Origin of the sequence: Acidovorax sp. LjRoot38 (genome assembly GCF_964252975.1) — a bacterium.
GTDB lineage: Bacteria > Pseudomonadota > Gammaproteobacteria > Burkholderiales > Burkholderiaceae_C > Acidovorax > Acidovorax facilis.
This window is the reverse complement of record NZ_CAXUPT020000002.1, coordinates 249,657-264,939: the sequence shown is the minus strand read 5'-3', so window position 1 is coordinate 264,939 and position 15,283 is coordinate 249,657. Positions and strand designations below refer to the sequence as shown.

The 15,283-nt window shown below is 66.7% G+C and carries 17 protein-coding genes; 8 read left to right on the top strand and 9 right to left on the bottom strand.

All coding sequences use genetic code 11. The annotated features are described in order from the left end of the window. Positions 1 to 45 precede the first annotated feature (45 nt). Positions 46 to 2,853 (bottom strand): WG repeat-containing protein, encoded by a 2,808-nt coding sequence (locus ACSQ22_RS03760; RefSeq protein WP_436129467.1) that lies wholly within the window; start codon positions 2,851 to 2,853, stop codon positions 46 to 48. A gap of 235 nt (positions 2,854 to 3,088) precedes the next feature. Between ACSQ22_RS03760 and ACSQ22_RS03755 the strand changes: the two genes are divergently transcribed. From ACSQ22_RS03755 to ACSQ22_RS03740, 4 genes are all read left to right on the top strand, one after another. Further along, a complete protein-coding gene (locus ACSQ22_RS03755; RefSeq protein ID WP_055393698.1) occupies positions 3,089 to 3,502 on the top strand; it encodes a YciI family protein in 414 nt (137 codons plus the stop codon). A gap of 24 nt (positions 3,503 to 3,526) precedes the next feature. Beyond that, entirely contained in the window at positions 3,527 to 4,063 is a 537-nt protein-coding gene (locus tag ACSQ22_RS03750) for an SRPBCC family protein (RefSeq protein WP_436129466.1), read from the top strand. Between the two features lie 71 nt (positions 4,064 to 4,134). Continuing rightward, positions 4,135 to 4,542: a VOC family protein gene (locus tag ACSQ22_RS03745; RefSeq protein WP_121421735.1), complete on the top strand. Its 408-nt coding sequence runs from the start codon at positions 4,135 to 4,137 to the stop codon at positions 4,540 to 4,542. 164 nt (positions 4,543 to 4,706) lie between these two features. Continuing rightward, complete coding sequence (locus tag ACSQ22_RS03740) at positions 4,707 to 5,999, top strand: RNA polymerase sigma factor (RefSeq protein ID WP_436129465.1); 1,293 nt, start codon at positions 4,707 to 4,709, stop codon at positions 5,997 to 5,999. A gap of 54 nt (positions 6,000 to 6,053) precedes the next feature. Here the strand turns inward: ACSQ22_RS03740 and ACSQ22_RS03735 are convergent, their stop codons facing one another. The 3 genes from ACSQ22_RS03735 to ACSQ22_RS03725 all read right to left on the bottom strand — a co-directional run bounded on the left by ACSQ22_RS03735 (position 6,054) and on the right by ACSQ22_RS03725 (position 7,470). Then, positions 6,054 to 6,524: a ribonuclease HI family protein gene (locus ACSQ22_RS03735; RefSeq protein ID WP_255424244.1), complete on the bottom strand. Its 471-nt coding sequence runs from the start codon at positions 6,522 to 6,524 to the stop codon at positions 6,054 to 6,056. A 3-nt stretch (positions 6,525 to 6,527) separates the two neighbouring features. After that, positions 6,528 to 6,785: a DUF3297 family protein gene (locus ACSQ22_RS03730; protein WP_010464995.1), complete on the bottom strand. Its 258-nt coding sequence runs from the start codon at positions 6,783 to 6,785 to the stop codon at positions 6,528 to 6,530. Positions 6,786 to 6,888: 103 nt separating this feature from the next. Then, positions 6,889 to 7,470 carry an NnrU family protein gene (locus tag ACSQ22_RS03725; protein ID WP_436129641.1) on the bottom strand — a complete coding sequence of 194 codons (582 nt, stop codon included), beginning with the start codon at positions 7,468 to 7,470 and terminating at the stop codon, positions 6,889 to 6,891. A 161-nt stretch (positions 7,471 to 7,631) separates the two neighbouring features. Here ACSQ22_RS03725 and ACSQ22_RS03720 point away from each other — a divergent pair, with 161 nt between their 5' ends. Continuing rightward, entirely contained in the window at positions 7,632 to 7,934 is a 303-nt protein-coding gene (locus tag ACSQ22_RS03720) for a TfoX/Sxy family protein (protein WP_436129464.1), read from the top strand. Between the two features lie 78 nt (positions 7,935 to 8,012). Here the strand turns inward: ACSQ22_RS03720 and ACSQ22_RS03715 are convergent, their stop codons facing one another. Beyond that, positions 8,013 to 8,624, bottom strand: a complete 612-nt coding sequence (locus tag ACSQ22_RS03715) for a 3'-5' exonuclease (protein ID WP_055393684.1) — start codon at positions 8,622 to 8,624, stop codon at positions 8,013 to 8,015. A 176-nt stretch (positions 8,625 to 8,800) separates the two neighbouring features. Here ACSQ22_RS03715 and ACSQ22_RS03710 point away from each other — a divergent pair, with 176 nt between their 5' ends. The 3 genes from ACSQ22_RS03710 to ACSQ22_RS03700 all read left to right on the top strand — a co-directional run bounded on the left by ACSQ22_RS03710 (position 8,801) and on the right by ACSQ22_RS03700 (position 12,040). Further along, a complete protein-coding gene (locus ACSQ22_RS03710) occupies positions 8,801 to 9,421 on the top strand; it encodes a LysE/ArgO family amino acid transporter (protein ID WP_436129463.1) in 621 nt (206 codons plus the stop codon). A 169-nt stretch (positions 9,422 to 9,590) separates the two neighbouring features. Beyond that, a complete protein-coding gene (locus ACSQ22_RS03705) occupies positions 9,591 to 11,018 on the top strand; it encodes a serine hydrolase domain-containing protein (RefSeq protein WP_436129462.1) in 1,428 nt (475 codons plus the stop codon). Beyond that, complete coding sequence (locus ACSQ22_RS03700) at positions 11,015 to 12,040, top strand: M28 family peptidase (RefSeq protein WP_436129461.1); 1,026 nt, start codon at positions 11,015 to 11,017, stop codon at positions 12,038 to 12,040. The genes ACSQ22_RS03705 and ACSQ22_RS03700 overlap by 4 nt, the downstream gene beginning before the upstream one ends. A gap of 37 nt (positions 12,041 to 12,077) precedes the next feature. Here the strand turns inward: ACSQ22_RS03700 and ACSQ22_RS03695 are convergent, their stop codons facing one another. The 4 genes from ACSQ22_RS03695 to ACSQ22_RS03680 form a co-directional block, all read right to left on the bottom strand. Beyond that, positions 12,078 to 13,349, bottom strand: a complete 1,272-nt coding sequence (locus ACSQ22_RS03695) for an extracellular catalytic domain type 1 short-chain-length polyhydroxyalkanoate depolymerase (RefSeq protein ID WP_436129460.1) — start codon at positions 13,347 to 13,349, stop codon at positions 12,078 to 12,080. 59 nt (positions 13,350 to 13,408) lie between these two features. Continuing rightward, positions 13,409 to 13,834, bottom strand: a complete 426-nt coding sequence (locus ACSQ22_RS03690) for a CopG family transcriptional regulator (protein ID WP_436129459.1) — start codon at positions 13,832 to 13,834, stop codon at positions 13,409 to 13,411. A 297-nt stretch (positions 13,835 to 14,131) separates the two neighbouring features. Further along, positions 14,132 to 14,635, bottom strand: coding sequence for a pyridoxamine 5'-phosphate oxidase family protein (locus ACSQ22_RS03685; RefSeq protein WP_121421727.1), 504 nt, complete (start codon positions 14,633 to 14,635; stop codon positions 14,132 to 14,134). A 246-nt stretch (positions 14,636 to 14,881) separates the two neighbouring features. Beyond that, complete coding sequence (locus tag ACSQ22_RS03680) at positions 14,882 to 15,241, bottom strand: zinc ribbon domain-containing protein YjdM (RefSeq protein WP_121422966.1); 360 nt, start codon at positions 15,239 to 15,241, stop codon at positions 14,882 to 14,884. Positions 15,242 to 15,283: the final 42 nt, after the last annotated feature.

Here is a 15,283-nt window from a genome sequence, read left to right as displayed (position 1 = left end):
AAACTGTAAAAAGTGGAGCGGCCGCCCGTGAACCCTTGCCGGAGCTCACTCCACGGGCGTGATGCCCTCACGTGCCGCGTAGGCCAGCCCCACGCGGCGGTACAGGCGGCGCCAGCCGAACACGTACACCACCACCAGGGTGGCTGCAAGCGCCAGCCAGGGGCTCCAGGGGCTGGAGGCCACAAAACGCCACGCCCAGTACAGCTCCGCAAACCCCATCAGTGCGAAGGTGCCCAGCCCGATCCACGGGCCCTCGGCCCGCCAGGCCGCGACCGAGACGAATGCATGGCCCACCAAGGCTGCGAGGCCCAGCAGCAGGTGGGCCGCCAGCGCCAGCACTGGCCGCTGCTCGAACCACCCCGCCATCCCCCGGAGGGTGGGGGGCGTGTCTGACTTGGCGGTCAGTGCTGCCTGCATCACAAACGCTGCCAAAAATCCCTTGTGCTGGAGCCTGCGTGCCGTGGTGTCCTGGCCTCGCAGGGCCGAGCCCACCACGCGGCGCGACAACCAGTCGCCCAGGTCGCCACCCGCGCGTGGCGGGTCTTCTTCCTGTGCATCCGGGGGTAGCTGGGCCATCGCTTCGCGCGCCTGTGCACGCAGGGATTCGGGCACGTGTTCCAGCGCACTGGGGCTGCGGCGCAGCGCGTGCGCACAGACAGCGACGGTTCGCAAGGTCTCGGGCACCTGTTCCAGGCGCCAGCCACCGTCCTGCACGTGGGCGATGCAGGCGTCCTCGCTGAGCATCCCGGCCGGTATTTGCGCAAAGCTTTTCACACCCTGCCGCAGTGCGGTGGCGTAGCGTGCGGGTGTCATGAGCCGCCTGGGCACAAAGCGCACGGTGTCTTCATCGGTGGCCAGCGCGGCGTCCACCATGGCGTGGGTGATGTGTTCACGCGGCACATCGGCCAGCGTACGTGGGTGCGACTGCAGCTGTGCCATCAGCGTGGTCTCGTCGGCGGCTTGGGCCTGGGGTGCTGGCTGTGCAGAACGCGCACGTTGCGCAAGCTGCAGCGCATCCACGCTGGGCGCTGCCATCAGCCACAGCTCCCACCATGCGTCGCCATCGCCGGAATCCGCATGTTGGTACAGCGTGAGCCACTGCTCGCGCGATTCGCGCAGCACTCCGCCATCACCGGGCAGGGGTCTGGCCAGCGGCGAGGCCCAGGCCTGGGTGTGGTCGCCGCTGCGGTGCCAGGGGGCGGCGTGTTCGGGGTCCGGGTCGGCCGGGCCAAAGCGCGCTGACAGGCGCTGCACCATGGCCTCGCGGGCTTCGTTCACCGCGCGGTGGAGGTCGGCAGACAGGAATTCATACGGGCCGTTGTGCGACTCGCTCAGGTAGGCGCGCATGACCCGGCGCACGACCACGGTGCGGTCGGCCTGCACCTGGTCTGGGTCGTCCGCATCTTCCTCGTCGTCGGTGCCGTCATCGTCCTTTTCCGTGCCCGCGCGGTCAGCTTGCAGCATGTCGCCCGCAGCCAGTTGGTGCAGGCGTGTCTCGGCCTGGGCCAGCAGGCGGCTGGCCAGGGGCACGATGCCGTCGAGCGTGTCCAGGCCTTCCAGGTGGTCGGTCAGGGGGGCATGGAAAAAGGGCCGGGGCGGCCAGCAGTTCTCGCGCACGCCGCTGCGCCACAGGGGCGCACCTTCGGCGCCGAGCAAGGCCACCTGCTGGCCGTCATAGTGCGCGCGCCAGATCACAACCCCTTCGCCGTCGATGTACGCCAGCTGACCATCGCGGGTGAGGAACGGCACCAGCGCGGTATCGGGCGTGTTGCCCACCAGCCAGCCATCGCCGTTGGTCAGCGGCTCCAGCAGATGCGCTGGTGCCGGCACGAAACGGCCATCGGGATGCAGCAGGCCCCAGGTGGCGCAGGCCGACGGACCTTGCGCGGCGGTGCGCACCACGGCAAAGCCGCTCTCGGCAGAAAAGTCCGAGCCATAGCTCAGGCGCGGGCCGGGCAAGGGCTTGCCTTCGGCCGTGAGAAAGACCGTGCCGTCGTAGCTGTTGGCCACCACGCCGCAGACCATGCGCCGAGACAGGTGGCGGCCACCCTTGACCACCACCTTGCCCCGGGCGTCGAGATAGCCGTGGCCGTTGTCCCAGGCGTTGGGTTCGTCAAAATAGGCCAGGCCATCGCTGTTGAAAGCGTCGATGCTGGGGTAATGCGGCTTCAGCACCCAATCGCCCCGGGCATTGATCAGCCCGTAGCGTTCTCCATCGAGCGATGCGGCCGTGGTGGGGGACTCGCCAAACGGCTTGGCATCGCGAAAGCGGGGATCAATCACCCAGTGGCCCGCGCGGTCCACAAAGCCCTGGGTATGCTGGTTGCTATCCTTTTTCCACAGCGTGGCGCGGGCCAGGCCGTTCGCGCCGAACAGGCCCAGTTCATGAAAAACTTCGTCGCTGGTGGGCTGGCCCTGGCGGTCGATGGGGCGCCATGCATCCTGGCCCACCTGCACGGCGCTCACCCCGTTGCGGAATGGGTGGGCGTTGTCGAAGGTCGGGGGGATGACCACCGCACCCGCCAGGTCCACAAAGCCCCAGCGGCCCCCGTCGCAAAAGCGCGCCAGTCCGTCTTCTGAAAAGTTGCGTGCGTTCTGCAGCGTGGGCGGCACACGCCAGCAGCCTTCACCATCGATATAGCCCCACAGCGAGTTGTCGGCCTGGGCAGCGCTGACCCAGCCGCCGCGCCCATCGGCGTTGAAGCGCAATACCGCCTTCAAGCCTTCTGGTGGCACCACGGCCCGCCCGGGGTGGACGATGACCAGGGCCGGGCTCTGGCAGCTGGGTTCCAGCGGAATGCTGGCCAGCCAGGGAGGGGCCGGTTCGGTGGTGATGTCGCTGTCTTCGTTCATTGTGCTCGGGGGCTCTCCGCGCGGCATCCTACCGAGGGTGTCTGGCCGGGCGCGTAACCATTTGCACGCCTTGGCAAATGCCCCACACCTTGGGCTGCACCTGACACCTTGGCGACTTTTTTCTACGTAGTTACCCTGATTTTTGAACCGTCCTGTCGATCTGCCCGGCCTTCGTTCGTCGTGCAGGTGAAGGTCCACCCATGGGCCCTCAACCCATCACTTTCTGGAGAACCCCATGCGATTCATGATCATCGTCAAAGCCACTGCCGAATCCGAACAAGGCTGCATGCCCAGCGCTGCCCTGATGGCCGAGATGGCCCGCTACCACGAAGAACTGGCCCGTGCGGGCGTGCTGCTGGACGGCAGCGGCCTCAAGCCCAGCGCGCAGGGCTGGCGCGTGCGCTACACCGCCAGCGGCCGCACCGTGACCGACGGACCGTTCACCGAAACCAAGGAACTCATCGCCGGCTACACCCTGATCCAGGTGCGCAGCAAGGGCGAGGCGCTGGAATGGACGCGCCGCTTTCCCAATCCGCGGGGTGAGGGGCTCGATGCCGAGATCGAAGTGCGCCAGCTCTTTGAGATGGAGGACTTTGCCGGCGTCGAAGGCGTGGAGAAATTCCACGACCTCGAAGCGATGCGCGGCTGAAACCAACCGGGAGGACCCTCTACCATGATCAAGACCATTGCCCTTGTGCTGCTGGCGGCGCTGGGACTTTTCCTGGCGTTTGCTGCCACCCGCCCCGACACCTTCCGCGTGGAGCGCAGCCGCGTCATCTCCGCCCCGCCCGAGCGTGTGTACGGCCTCATCCACGACCTGCGCCAGTTCAACACCTGGAACCCGTACGAACGCAAGGACCCCGCCGCCAAGGGCGAGTACAGCGCCAACACCATCGGCCCCGGCGCGCGCTATGCGTGGCAGGGCGACAAGGTGGGCACCGGCAGCATGGAGATCGTCGATGCCACGGCCCCGGCGCGCGTGGCAATGAAGCTCGACTTTGTGGCCCCGTTCGAAGCCCACAACCAGGTCGAGTTCACGCTGCAGCCCGAAGGGGCAGGCACCACCCGCGTCACCTGGGCCATGCATGGCCCTGTGCCCTACCTGGCCAAGATTGCGCACCTGGTTTTCAACATGGACCGCATGGTGGGCCAGGACTTTGAAGACGGCCTGGTCAACCTGCAGGCTGTGGTGCAAAAGCCTGCCGGCTGAGCCCCATCCCCTGTTGCGCTTTGCAAAACCTTTCGTTTCGCTTTACCTTCCTTACTCCTCAGGAGCACCTCATGCACCAACAAATCTTCGTGAACCTGCCCATCGAGAACATGGCCCGCTCGCAGGCGTTCTTCCGCGCACTGGGCTATGACTTCAACCCCCAGTTCACCAACGACCAGGGCGCCTGCCTGGTGGTGGGCGAAAACCTCTTCGTGATGCTGCTGGTCAAGGACTTCTACCAGACCTTCACCAGCAAGACGATTGCCGATGCGCGCACCACCTCCGAGGTGCTGGTGTGCTTCTCTTGCCAAAGCCGTGCAGAAGTCGATGCGCTGGTGGACAAGGCCGTGGCTGCGGGCGGCACCACCCCCCGCCCTGCGCAGGACCTGGGCTTCATGTACTCGCGCAGCTTTGACGACCTGGATGGGCACACCTGGGAGTTTGTGCACATGGTGGACGCCAGCAAGGCGCTGGGATGAGAAGGTGTGAAGGAGCCTGCCATGCCCGCTCGTCCCGCAAAAACGCACCCCCTCGGCGTTGCAAATGCTCGCCATAGCCCGAGCTATGGCTGCGCTTTGCGCCTTGATGGCGCACGTTTGTGCGGCCCGCTCGGGTACGCCAGACTCTTTCACACCTTCATCGCGTGAAACCCTCTACCCTTCCCGACCGCGATGCCCTGCACCGCACCATCGACTCGGTGTGGCGTATCGAGGCCGCGCGCATCATCGCCAGCGTGGCGCGCATGACGCGGGACGTGGGCCGGGCCGAGGAGCTGGCGCAGGACGCCCTGGTGGCCGCGCTGGAGCACTGGCCTACCACCGGCCTGCCCGCCAATCCGGCGGCGTGGCTGATGACCACGGCCAAGCGCCGCGCCATCGACCACCTGCGCCAGCAGGCGCTGCACACGCGCGAGAACGAAGCCCTGGGCCACGACCTCGAAGCGCTCGAAGCGCAGTACGCGCCCGACGTGGTGGACACCCTGATGCACGTGCAGAAGGACGACATTGGTGACGACCTGCTGCGCCTCATCTTCACCGCCTGCCACCCCGTGCTGCCCACCGAGGCGCGTGTGGCGCTCACCTTGCGGCTGTTGGGCGGGCTCACCACGGCTGAGATCGCGCGCGCGTTTCTCGTGCCCGAGCCCACCGTGGCCCAGCGCATTGTTCGCGCCAAGCGAAGCCTGTCTGCGGCCCACGTTCCGTTTGAAGTGCCCGGCCCCGCGGAGCGCGCGCCGCGACTGGCCTCGGTGCTGGAGGTGATCTACCTCATCTTCAACGAAGGTTATGCCGCCACGGCGGGCGATGACTGGATGCGCCCCGCTTTGTGTGGCGAGGCGCAGCGACTGGTGCGCGTGCTGGCCAGCCTGGTGCCCGATGAGCCCGAGGTGCAGGGGCTGGTGGCACTGCTCGAAATCCAGGCCTCGCGCCTGCCCGCACGCACCAACGCACAGGGCCAGCCCGTGCTGCTGATGGACCAGGACCGTGCGCGCTGGGACCACCTGCTGGTGCGCCGGGGGCTGGCCGCCCTCGACAAGGCCGAGCAGCTGGCACGCGTGGGCCATGCCTGGGGGCCCTATGCGCTGCAGGGTGCGATTGCGGCCTGCCATGCGCGCGCGCACCGCGCCCAAGACACCGACTGGCACCACATCGTGGCGCTGTATGACGCACTGCTGCAGGTGGCGCCCTCGCCTGTGGTCGCTCTCAATCGCGCCGTGTCGGTGGGCATGGCCCTGGGTCCGGCCGCAGCACTGGCCCTGGTGGATGAACTGGCCGCAGAACCCAGCCTGCGCCACTACCACTGGCTGCCCAGTGTGCGGGGCGACCTGCTGGCCAAGCTGGGGCGCCAGACGGAAGCTTGTGCAGAGTTTGAACGGGCCGCCAGCCTGACGCGCAATGCGCAGGAGAAGGCACTGCTGCTGGCGCGAGCGCGAGCGTGATGGACATGCACTCCAGCCGGCGCGCTGCGTGAAGCAGGTCGGAGCAGGGCAGGATCAGCGTCGACGCTTCTGGGTGCGGCCGTGTGGCGTGGCCACCTTGGGCGCCAGACCCAGCGCGGCACGCGCCAGCGCATCGGCCGCCCCATTGCGGTGGCGGGGAACCCATTGCAGGTCCACCTGTGCAAACCGCTGCAGCACACGGCGCGCCTCGTCAAACAGCGGTGCCAGCCGCTCGATAGGCGCTACGGCCTGCTTGCCCAGTTGCTCCACCAGCACGCTGCTGTCGCTGAGCACCTGCACGGTGGTTGCCGTCGCCACCACCTGGGGTTCCAGCCACTGCAGCGCCCGCAGCAGCGCGCGCAGTTCGGCCTCGTTGTTGCAACCGGTGAAGGTCGTGGCTTCAGAAATGGTGTGTTGCGTGGCCCCACCGGGCCCCACCAGCACTGCCCCCAGCCCCATGCGCCCGGGGTTGGGCACGGCGCTGCCGTCGCAGTGCACCACCCAGTGGGCGGGTTCGGTGGCCACGGCCTATTTGTAGAACGCTTCTACCTTGCCCTTGAGCTTGATCATCAATGGCTGGCCCTTGCGGTCCACCGTCTTGCCTGCGGGCACTTTCACCCAGCCTTCGCTGACGCAGTATTCCTCGACATCGCTGCGGTCCTTGCCGTTGAAGCGGATGCCGATGTCGTGCTTGAACACCTCCGCCACATGGTGCGGGCTGCGGGGGTCCACCGACAGGTGATCGGGCAAGGGGGGTGGCGTGGTGGAGGTGGTTGCGTCGGTCATGCAGAAGGCTCAGTGTGAAAAGGCAGTGGGAAAGAAAACAAAAACGGAAAGCGCGGATTCTCCGGGATTTGGTCCTGCAGTGCTGCGCCAAGCCCCTGCCGCCCTACCGCGCGAGAGGCGCAACGCCGATCAGCCATGCATGCGCCCAGAACGCAAAGCCCACCCAGGCCACAGCGCCCACCACCACGGCCACGCCCGTGCCCGCCGCAGTGCCGGGCGCGTAGCCGGTGTTCATCGCCCGGTCGCGCTGCCGTGCGGCCCGAAAGCTCAGCACGGCCCACAGCAAAAAGCTGCCAAACAGCAATACATCGGCCAGGTTGCCGTTGGACAGCAAATGTGCCAGCGCCCACACCTTCACGCCCAGCACCATGGGGTGGTGCAGCCGGGCCTTGATGGCATTGCGCGGCACGTAGGTGGCGGCCAGCAGGATGAAGGCAATGAGCGTCAGCAGCGACGCAGCATGCCGTATGCCAATGGGCGGCACCCACAGCACCACCGGCTGCTGCCGCGCCAAGCCATAGCCCCACACGATGAGTGCCAGGCCCACGGCGGAGACCAGTGAATACAACCCCTTCCACGGCATCTCACCCATGCGTGCCAGGGTCTGCGTGCGCCAGCCATCGGCCACGATGCGCACCGAATGCACACCCAGAAACAGCACCAGTCCAAGTACCAGATACGCCATGGAAAAGCCTTTCATGTCATCGTGAATCTGCGTGCAGGGAGTGCGATGTCAGCAGGCTGCATCGCCCCCGCATTTGTTGCTGCGGATTATGGGCAGGGCGCCCGATGTACTCGCTGTGTGGGGGCTTGCGATGATTGCCACGCGCCGCCATCATGCCGCCCATGACCGCCAGCCCACCCGAAGATCCACCGCTGCGAGCCTTGCCCAACCTGGGCCCAGCGTCTGAGCGCATGCTCCACGCGGCGGGCATTTGCACCCCCGCAGCATTGCGTGCGCTGGGCGCCGTGCCCGCCTTTGTGGCCGTGCGCCAGGCCGGGCAGCAACCCAGCCTCAACCTGCTTTGGGCCCTGGAAGGTGCGCTCAGCGGACGCGACTGGAAAGCCGTGGCACTGCATGAACGCACCGCACTGCTCATGCAGCTGGACGACCTCAGCACACGGAATGTGCCCGGGGTTTACAAGTAAAAAGTGACCCTGTCGCTTTCCCATCAAGCGCTTGTAGCTATAAATTAAGTAGCAAATTGGTGCGCGGGCCGCGCCCCATCATTCCACCGCATGCTGCGCCAGCAGCGCCCCCACCTTGGGCTTGGCGCAGCGCTGCAGCGTTTGCAGCAGCGTGTAGCTGGGCTCCGCCACCCTCCAACGCGTGCGCAGGTCGTGCTGCATGCGCGCCAGCAGCGCAGCGGCCATCTCGGCATCGGCCAGCGCCCGGTGCGCCTGGCCCGTGCGCGGCAGGCCGTGGTAGTCCACCAGCGAGCCCAGCTTGTGGCTGGGCGCCTGCGGGTACAGCCGCCGCGACAGCAGCACCGTGCACGCAAACGGCTGCGGCGCGGGCAGCCCGGCCAGGGCCAGCTCGGCCTGCCAGAACTTGCTGTCAAACGAAGCGTTGTGCGCCACCATGGGCGCATCGCCCACAAAACGCGCCGCGTCCTGCATCACCCCCGCCGCATCGGGCGCGGCGTTCACCATCGCGTTGGTAATGCCGGTGAGCTGGGTGATGAACGACGGTATCCACACCCCCGTTTTCATCAGGCTTTGAAAACGGTCCACCACCTGCCCTTTTTCCAGCAGCACGATCGCCACCTCGGTCGCACGCGCGCCCTGGCCGGGCGAGATGCCGGTGGTTTCAAAGTCGATGACGGCGATGGGGGGCATGGGTGGGGCGGGTGGCGTGAGGGACATATTGTCCGTGGTGTGGGTTGGGCCGCCTCTCGTTGGCACCAGGGCACCAAGATACAGGACAGGCTCGGGGCCATTGCTGCGAGGACCTTATGATCAACGCTCTTCAAATCGTCCGGTTCAGCTTGAGAGGTTGTCGGTAAGGCGCCGACATGATTGACCTCTCTACCTGGTTACAGGGCTTTGTACTCGGCTTGGGCGTGTTCATTTGCCCAGGACCGAAGGATGTCCTGATCCTTCGCGAAGCACTGCGTGGACGCTCTCCGGCCCAGTTGATTGCTGTGGGCTGCGGCAGCGATGCGGTGCTGATTGCCTTGGGGCTTCTCGGGCTGTCTGCCGCGCTACAGGCGGAACCTGCATTGCGGTTGGCCGCGCAGGTGCTTGGCATTGCGCTTTTGGTCCTGCACGGCGGGTTGGCAGTGCGCAACGCCATGCGTGCCTGTCCTGCCGCGTCATTGAATGACGTTGCCGCAGCGGCCCCCGGATCGCACGGATTCCACCAGCTCCTGTTGGTGTCGTTGCTCAATCCAGCGGCTTGGCTGGACACGGTACTGATCATCGGAGCAGTGGGCGCAGCGCTGCCGGTCGATACCCGCTGGAGCTATGCCCTGGGCGCGGTGAATGCGTCGCTGATGTGGTTTTCGGTATGGGTTTTGGGTGCACGCCAAGCGCAGCGATTCATGGGAGCCTCCAGCGCATGCCGAGCGTTGGATGCCAGCATTGCCCTGGCGATGTGGGGGATGGCCCTCTGGATGTCCTGGGATCTGTGGTGAAACACCTGGGGATGGCCCGCATGATTCCCTGCGGTCTGTGATCGCGCGGCGTTGGGCATCTCGGCGTCGGCCGATGCCCGGTGGGCCTGGCCCGTGTGCGGCAGCCCTGCGGGAACGCGTGCCCTACACTGCCCATCCCTTTTTCTCGACGGATCGAGCGGAGCAACGCATGAAGAAGAACGGTACCGATTCAGCCTGGCTCAAGGCGGCACTGGACTATGTGCCGCAATGGCTGGGCCTGCAGCTGGAGCGCTTCCGCCAGCCCGGGTGTTCCGTGGCCATCGCACGCGGCGGCGAGACCCTGGCAGAGCTGGCGCTGGGCGTGGCCGATATGCGAACTGGCAAACCCCTCACGCCCCGGCACCGCCTGCGCATCGCGTCGCACTCCAAGAGCTTCACGGCCACTGGGGTCATGCTGCTGCGCGAGCAAGGAAAGATCGGCCTGGACGACCCCATTGGCCGCTATGTCGATGGCCTGCACAAAGACCTGGCCCGGGCGCGCGTTGGCGAGCTGCTGTCGCACGCCGCAGGCGTCACGCGCGACGGCCCCGATGCGGGCCAGTTCCTGGACCGGCGGGCCTTTCTCTCCCGTGCAGAACTGCTGGCGGACCTGCGCGACAAGCCACCGCTGGAGGCGGGGGTGCAGCTCAAATATTCCAACCACGGCTATGGCCTGCTCGGGCTGATGATGGAGCAGGTCACGGGCACGGAGTACGCGAGCTGGATGGTGCGCCATGTGATTGATGCTGCAGGCCTGCAGGAAACGGTGCCCGACATGCCGCGCCTTGCGCGGGGTGCCCCGATGGCTGTGGGCCACAGCAGTGAGTTTCCGTTCGGCCAGCGCCTGATCGTGCTTGGCGACAACGTGTGCGACGCCATGGCCCCGGCGGCCGGGTTTGTGTCTACCGCGTCGGATGTGGCCCGCTTCTTTTCGCAGCTGGCGCCAGACAGCAAGCACAGCATCCTTTCGCCCGCCAGCCGCCGCGAGATGGCGCAGCGCCGCTGGCGCGACCCCTGCAACGTGTTCGAGTCCCACTACGGGCTGGGCACCATGCTCAGCGCGCCGGGCCCGCGTGAATGGACGGGCCACACCGGCGGGCTGCAGGGGTTTCTGTCGCGCACGGCGCGCTACCCCGCGCTGGACCTGACGGTGACCGCGCTTACCAACGCGCAGGATGGCCTGTCCACCGAGTGGGTGGAAGGCATTGCCAGCATCCTGTTTGCGTTCCAGCAGCACGGCGCGCCTGCCAAGAAAGAGGCCGCCTGGGCGGGGCGCTGGTGGAGCCTGTGGGGCGCCACTGATCTGGTGCCCATGGGCAATGTGGTCTGCCAAGTGGTGCCTGCCATGTTCGTGCCCTTCAACGCAGCAACCACCGAGCTGGCCATCACCGGGCGCGACACCGGGGTGGTCCAGAAAGCCTCGGCCTACGCCAGCCCGGGCCAGGCGGTGCGCCGCGTGCGCGATGCCCACGGCGTGCCGACCGAACTGTGGGTGGGCGGCTCCAAGTTTCTGCCCAAGGACGCGATGCTGGCAGAGGCCACCCAGCGCTATCGCAAGAGCAAGACGCGCCCGGGCCGCAGCGCCACATCGGCGTGAGCGACGTAGCCCTGCGTGTGGGGCAAAGTCTCCTGCGCATCACAGGCGCCCTCGCCGCCGTGTTTGGCCTGATTCTGGCGGCCATACTGGTGTTCACTACCATGCCGGGCAGCTCGCACCGTGGCGCGCTCCCAGTCGCCAGTGCTGCGCAGCAGGCGCTGGCGCAGCAGTTGCAGCGGCATGTGGCCGTGATTGCAGCGCAGGAGCACAACGCCCAGCACCCTGCTGCGATGGAGGCCGTGGCGACTTACCTGGAGTCAGAGCTGGTCTCGTATGGTTACAAGGTTCGGCGCGACGAGTTCAAGGCGCGGGGCGTGGCGGTGCGCAACCTGGAGGTCACGGTGCCCAGCCAGAGCGCGCCGGGGCGGCGCCTGGTGGTGATCGGCGCGCACTACGATTCGGCGCACGAAACACCCGGCGCCAACGACAACGCCACGGGCACCGCCGCCGTGCTGGCCCTGGCCAAAAGCCTCAAGCACCTGGGCGCCACCGCGCAGGCGGACGTGATGTTTGTGCTCTACACCAACGAAGAGCCGCCTTTTTTCAAGACCCCGCAGATGGGCAGCCAGGTGCACGCCCAGGCCTTGCGGGCCCGTGGTGCGCCGGTGGTGGCGATGCTGTCGCTGGAGACCATGGGGTATTTTTCGAACGCCGAAGGGTCGCAGAAGTACCCCTGGCCGCTGAACCAGTTCTACCCCACGCAGGGTGATTTCATCGCCTTCGTAGCAACCACGCCTGATCTGGGGTTCGCGCGCCGGGTGGTCCGGTCTTTCCGTTCGCATGCGGCGTTCCCGTCCGAGGGCATCGCGGCGCCGCGTTTCATTCCTGGCGTGGACTATTCGGACCACGCGGCCTACATCGACGCGGGCTACCCCGCGCTGATGGTGACCGACACCGCCCCCTACCGCTACCCGCACTACCACACCCGCGAGGACACATCCGATAAGGTGGACTACGACCGATTGGCCCGCGTGGTTCAGGGGCTCGAAGGTGTTGTACGCGATCTTGCACACCGGCCTTAGCGCATCGAAGACCGAGTGAGGAGACGCGTGTGGGGAGTCAATGCCTCGGAGCGCGCGGATGTTCCAGAAAAAACCTCAGCATCTCCTGCGTGGCAGCCACGCCGCGTGGGTCGGTGTGGCTGCCGCCCGCGTGCCCACCAGCCCACGCGTGCCCTGCGCCGTGCAGCACCCATTGTTCTGCCACGACCGTGCTGTGCAGTGTGCTGGCCGACAGGGCGCTACCCGCCACGGTGTACACCTTGCGGGTATAGCTCTGGCCACCACGGGACTGGCCCTGGTGCACCGTCTCCACCGTCGTCTGGCCGCCATCTGGGGCCGTGGCCAGTGCTGACAGCGTTGCCTCGATGAGTTGTTCACCGTTGTGGGCGTGCACGGTGGTGTCGGCGTCGCCATGGAACACGATCATCGGCGGGGGCGCCAGGGCTGGTGCATCAGCGGCGTGGTGGGCTGCCGCACTGGGTTTGGCCCCGTTTTTCATCGCCGACAGCGCGCCCATCACGTTGTGCGCTGCACCCGCCTGCAGGCCGGAGTGCACGCCCACGGCGGCAAACAGCTCGGGGTATTCGCGGCCCAGCAGTGCGGCCATGGCGCCGCCAGCCGACAGGCCCGCCACGTAGACGCGTTGCGCATCCACCGGGTGGCGCGCCATCACGTCCTGCAGCATGGCGACGAGCAGCGCGGGCTCGCCGCTGCCCCGGTGCTGGTCGCCAGGGCGAAACCAGTTCCAGCAGCCGTTGGGGTTGGCGCTGTGGGGTTGCTCGGGATACAGCACCAGGGCGTTGGCGGGGGCGGCTGCGTCGTTCATGCCTGTGCCGGTGGCAAAGTCCACGGGGTTCTGCGTGCAGCCGTGCAGCATCAGCACCAGCGGCATGGGGGTGCCTGCCGTGGCGCCCGGGGGCACGTACAGGTGGTAGTGGTGCGGGTGGCGCCGTGCATCGGCGTGGGTGAAGACCACGCGGGTGAAGCTGCCGGGCGGCTCAGCCAGCGGGTGATTGTTGGCGGCGGGGCGTGGTGCTGTGGGGGCCTTTGGCTCGGCCTGGGGGGTGGGGGCGCTGCGGTCGATGACCACGGCGTCTTCCACATCTTGCGCGGCGGCGGCGCTGCGCCAGCGTGGGGCCTCGTCGCCTGCGGGTGATGGCGCTTGCAACGGCGTAGCCCCTGCGCTGGCAGGTGTCGGTTCGTTGCTGTGGCGCGCCACGGCTGCGCCCAGGGTCTGCTGGATGGCCCGCGTGGCGTCGGCCAGCTGGCCACTGCGCACCAGCTGGGTGGCTTCGCCCATCAGGCGCTTGAGATTGAGGTTCCAGTCCATGGGGACTCCTTGTGTGGGTGGGCGCGCCAGCGGTGCGCTGCGGTCCGGGTCGGTGGTGTTCAATGCATGCGCCCGGCCAGGGCGGTCTTGACGGCCGCACTGGCATGGAACGCGCCCAGTACCGTCACCGAGGCAACCGTGGCCTGCGCCAGGGCGGGCGGCACGTCGTCGTCGATGCTGGCCAGGCCCAGCACGCGGATCTCCAGCGTCTCGCCCGCCGCCAACACGGCCTCCAGCTCGGCCCGGCCAAAACGCTGCAGCCCCAGCACAAGCATCTTGCGGGCCACCACCTGGCGCACGGCGTCGTTCTGGGCGGTCAGCTGGTTGCGGATGGCGGTGCGGATGAAGTCGGTGCGGTTGGCGTAAAAGCCTTCGGAGACCAGCAGATCAATGTGGCCCAGGTCCACGAAGCCCAGGTTGATCGTGACCTTCTCGGACTCGGGCACCTTGCCGCGCGACGGGGCGATGGGAACGATATTGTTCATCGGGGGAACTCCATAAAACATCCAATGGGATGGTGTATGGATGGCATGTGGATGCCTTGGCGCGCTGTTTCAAGAGCCGTGGCCCAAAGAAAAAGGAGCCCGTGGGCTCCATGGCTCGGTGGTTTTGCTATGAAATATGTAGCTATTAGCGCTTGATAGAAAAGCGCTGGAGCCCGTTTTTTCTTGAATTTCTGTGCAAGACGCTGACGCTCTTCCTGGCATTGCGGCAGGGTGCGGCGTGCCTCCGGCCCCTGCCCCACCTTGGGGAAACAGCCGCCCGGGGGCCTGCCGCTCAGCTCAATACAAGGTCAGTTCCTTGTGCTCGCCCAGGCTGCGCGGTGGTTCGCCCGTGATGGCGGCCTTGGCCATCTTGAAGAGCTGCACCATCTTGCTTTCATCCACATCCCAGTATTCGGCATGGCGGATGCGCACGGCCAGCAACGCCAGGTTGGGGTCGGACACGCCACCCGGGAACCACGCCTGGGCCATGGGGGACCACAGGGCTTGTTTTTGCGCATGGTCGTCCACAGCGCGGGCCTGGCCCGACAGCGACACGTAGCTGTCGTCGTCAGGGTTGGCATACGAGACGTTGACTTCGCCATCGGTCAGCAGGCGTTCGTACAGCTCGCCCGACTTGGGAATGAAGAAATACAACTCGCCGTGTTCGTCAAACTGGCGGTTTTGCGTGGTGAGCGGGTGCGCGTGCAGCATGCCTGTGGAGGTGCGGTGCGTGAGCATGCCAAACCGAATGTCCTTGATGAGCTTCCACAAGGTTTCGTGGCCGGGGGTGTCGTGGTGCATGGGGGGCTTCCGTGAAATGGAGGGGGTGTTACGACTCTAGGCCGCCCGCGCCATGCGCCGCGTCGTCCCCCTGCCCGCCTGTGCGTGGGCGCTTGTCCGACATCCCGTCCGACCCGCCCAGACAGGATGGGTCAGGACCGGGCGTTACCTATGCTGCCCGTGCGGCTGCACCGGTGCCTCCGCCTTGCGCAGCACCTGCCGAGCTGTCACGGTAAAGCGTGGTGCGCCAGGTGGAGGGAAGGCGCTTCACGCCTTCTTCAAAAACTCCGACTTCAGCAGCATGCTGCCCAGGTCGGTCTTGCAGTCCACGTTGTGGCCATCGGCGCCATCCACCAGGCGGATGCTCTTGATCTTGGTGCCCTTCTTGAGGGTGGACGATGAGCCCTTGACCTTGAGGTCTTTCACGAGGATCACCGCGTCGCCATCGGCCAGCGGGTTGCCGTTGGCATCGCGCACCACGCCATCGCCTGCTTCTGCGGCATCGGACTCGGCAGTATCGGCCACCTGCGGCCATTCAAACGCGCAGTCGGGGCACACATAGTTGCTGCCATCGGGGTAAGTGTTCTCCAGGCCGCATTGGGGGCAGGCAGGGGTGGTGTGGGGCATGGTGGGGTCCTCTATGTCGTTGTTGTAGTGGTTGTGAAATCG

Bases quoted from the DNA above. Each gene is read 5' to 3' on its own strand.
- ACSQ22_RS03755 (WP_055393698.1), top strand. From the start codon at position 3,089: ATGCGATTCATGATCATCGTCAAAGCCACTGCCGAATCCGAACAAGGC.
- ACSQ22_RS03720 (WP_436129464.1), top strand. From the start codon at position 7,632: ATGACCGCCAGCCCACCCGAAGATCCACCGCTGCGAGCCTTGCCCAAC.
- ACSQ22_RS03745 (WP_121421735.1), top strand. From the start codon at position 4,135: ATGCACCAACAAATCTTCGTGAACCTGCCCATCGAGAACATGGCCCGC.
- ACSQ22_RS03705 (WP_436129462.1), top strand. From the start codon at position 9,591: ATGAAGAAGAACGGTACCGATTCAGCCTGGCTCAAGGCGGCACTGGAC.
- ACSQ22_RS03760 (WP_436129467.1), bottom strand. From the start codon at position 2,853: ATGAACGAAGACAGCGACATCACCACCGAACCGGCCCCTCCCTGGCTG.
- ACSQ22_RS03710 (WP_436129463.1), top strand. From the start codon at position 8,801: ATGATTGACCTCTCTACCTGGTTACAGGGCTTTGTACTCGGCTTGGGC.
- ACSQ22_RS03685 (WP_121421727.1), bottom strand. From the start codon at position 14,635: ATGCACCACGACACCCCCGGCCACGAAACCTTGTGGAAGCTCATCAAG.
- ACSQ22_RS03725 (WP_436129641.1), bottom strand. From the start codon at position 7,470: ATGGCGTATCTGGTACTTGGACTGGTGCTGTTTCTGGGTGTGCATTCG.
- ACSQ22_RS03690 (WP_436129459.1), bottom strand. From the start codon at position 13,834: ATGAACAATATCGTTCCCATCGCCCCGTCGCGCGGCAAGGTGCCCGAG.
- ACSQ22_RS03680 (WP_121422966.1), bottom strand. From the start codon at position 15,241: ATGCCCCACACCACCCCTGCCTGCCCCCAATGCGGCCTGGAGAACACT.
- ACSQ22_RS03750 (WP_436129466.1), top strand. From the start codon at position 3,527: ATGATCAAGACCATTGCCCTTGTGCTGCTGGCGGCGCTGGGACTTTTC.
- ACSQ22_RS03695 (WP_436129460.1), bottom strand. From the start codon at position 13,349: ATGGACTGGAACCTCAATCTCAAGCGCCTGATGGGCGAAGCCACCCAG.
- ACSQ22_RS03730 (WP_010464995.1), bottom strand. From the start codon at position 6,785: ATGACCGACGCAACCACCTCCACCACGCCACCCCCCTTGCCCGATCAC.
- ACSQ22_RS03715 (WP_055393684.1), bottom strand. From the start codon at position 8,624: ATGCCCCCCATCGCCGTCATCGACTTTGAAACCACCGGCATCTCGCCC.